This is a genomic window from Modestobacter sp. KNN46-3 (assembly GCF_011039295.1).
The window spans coordinates 1-2,141 of sequence record NZ_JAAKGN010000291.1 but is presented as its reverse complement, the minus strand read 5'-3'; the positions used below and the strand labels follow the sequence as shown (position 1 = coordinate 2,141).

General features: G+C 74.3%; 2 protein-coding genes. Both read left to right on the top strand.

Translation table 11 applies throughout. The features are described from left to right. Positions 1 to 693, top strand: a 693-nt coding sequence (locus tag G5C62_RS26615) for a Sir2 family NAD-dependent protein deacetylase (protein ID WP_164703358.1), incomplete at its 5' end; no start/stop codon positions are given. A gap of 97 nt (positions 694 to 790) precedes the next feature. Continuing rightward, a partial coding sequence (locus G5C62_RS26610; RefSeq protein WP_164703357.1) for an AMP-binding protein occupies positions 791 to 2,141 on the top strand: 1,351 nt, incomplete at its 3' end.

Genomic DNA, 2,141 nt, shown 5'->3' with positions numbered 1-2,141 from the left:
GTGCTCACCGGGGCCGGCATCTCCACCGACAGCGGCATCCCCGACTACCGCGGCCCCAACGGCGTCTGGACCCGCGACCCGGACGCGGAGAAGCTGGTGACCCTCTCGTACTACGTGGCCGACCCGGAGATCCGCCGCCGGGCCTGGCTGATGCGCCGGGACACCGCCCCCGACGCGCGACCCAACGCCGGCCACGCCGCGCTGGTCGAGCTGGAGCGGCAGGGCCGGCTGCGGGCGCTGCTCACCCAGAACGTCGACGGGCTGCACACCGACGCGGGCAGCAGCGGAGTGCTGGAACTCCACGGCACCGTCCGCGAGGTCGAGTGCCTGGCCTGCGGTGCGCGCACGCCGATGACGGCGGCGCTGGCCCGGGTGGACGCCGGCGAGCCCGACCCCGCCTGCGCCGACTGCGGCGGCGTCCTCAAGTCGGCGACGATCAGCTTCGGCCAGGCGCTGGACGCCGACGTGCTCGACGCCGCCGCGCAGGCCGCCGCCGACTGCGACGTCTTCCTGGCCGTCGGCACCTCCCTGGGCGTGCACCCGGCGGCCGGGCTGGTGGAGGTGGCCGCCGCCTCCGGTGCCCGGGTGGTCATCGTCAACGCCGAGCCGACCCCCTACGACGGGCTCGCCGACCTGGTCGTGCGGGAGCCGATCGGCGAGGCGCTGCCCCGGTTGCTGGCCGCCGCGGACTGAGCGGTTCGTGGTCGCGCGCCGTGGCCGTTAGCGTGACGGCGACCACGTTCGGACAGCGGCCGGCACCGCAGCCGGCCTCGGCCCCGGGGAGCCCGGCATGCGCGTGCCCTTGACCACCCGTGACTTCCTCGACCGGGCGGAGCTGGTCTACGGCGACCGGCTCGGCGTCGTCGACGAGCCGACCCAGCCGGCTCCCTCGCTGGGGGAGCTGACCTACCGCGACGTGGCCCGACGGGCCCGGGCGGTCGCCGCCGGGCTGGACGCGCTGGGCATCGCCGAGGGGGAGCGGGTGGCGGTGGTCAGCCACAACTCGGCCCGGCTGCTGGAACTGCTCTACGCCGTCCCCTCGTTCGGTCGGGTGCTCGTGCCGGTCAACTTCCGGCTGGCACCCGCGGACTTCGCCTACATCGTCGAGCACTGCGGCGCCCGCGTGCTGCTGGCCGACCCGGAGGTGGAGTCGCAGCTGTCCGGCATCGACGTCCCGCACCGCTTCCTGCTGGGTGAGGAGTACGAGTCCGGGCTGCTCCGGCACGACGCGGAGCCGCGGCCGTGGTCCGCGCCGGACGAGGACGCCACCGCCACGATCAACTACACCAGCGGGACGACGGCGCGGCCCAAGGGCGTGCAGATGACCCACCGCAACCTCTGGGTCAACGCCACCACGTTCGGCCTGCACATGCAGGTCAGCGACCGCGACGTCTACCTGCACACGCTGCCGATGTTCCACTGCAACGGCTGGGGGCTGCCCTACACGGCGGCCGGGGTGGGAACCACGCAGGTCGCGCTGCGCAAGGTCGACGGTGCCGAGATCCTCCGCCGGGTCGAGCGGCACGGCGTCACGCTGATGGCCGGGGCGCCCGCCGTCTGGAACGCCGTGCTCGACGCGGCCGCCGACTGGGACGGCGAGGTGCCCGGGCGGGACCGGGTGCGGATCGTCGTCGCCGGGGCGCCGCCGCCCTCCCGCACGATCGCCCGGGTGGAGGAGGAACTGGGCTGGGAGTTCAACCAGATCTACGGGCTCACCGAGACCGCGCCGCTGCTGACGATCAACCGGCCCCGGGCCGAGTACGACGAGATGGACGTGCAGACCCGGGCGAGGGCGCTCTCCCGGGCGGGGGTGCCGGCGCTGGGCACCCGGATCAGCACGAGCGAGTCCGGTGAGGTGCTGGCGCAGGGCAACACCGTGCTCGCCGGCTACTGGGAGAACCCGGAGGCCTCCGCCGACGCCCTCGACGGCGGCTGGTTCCACACCGGGGACGGCGGCACCGTCGACGACGCCGGCTTCCTCACCATCTCCGACCGGAAGAAGGACGTGATCATCTCCGGCGGGGAGAACGTCTCCTCCATCGAGGTGGAGGACGCCGTCTTCAGCCACCCCGCCGTCGCCGAGGTCGCGGTGATCGGCGTGCCCGACGACCGGTGGGGGGAGATGGTGACCGCGCTGGTCG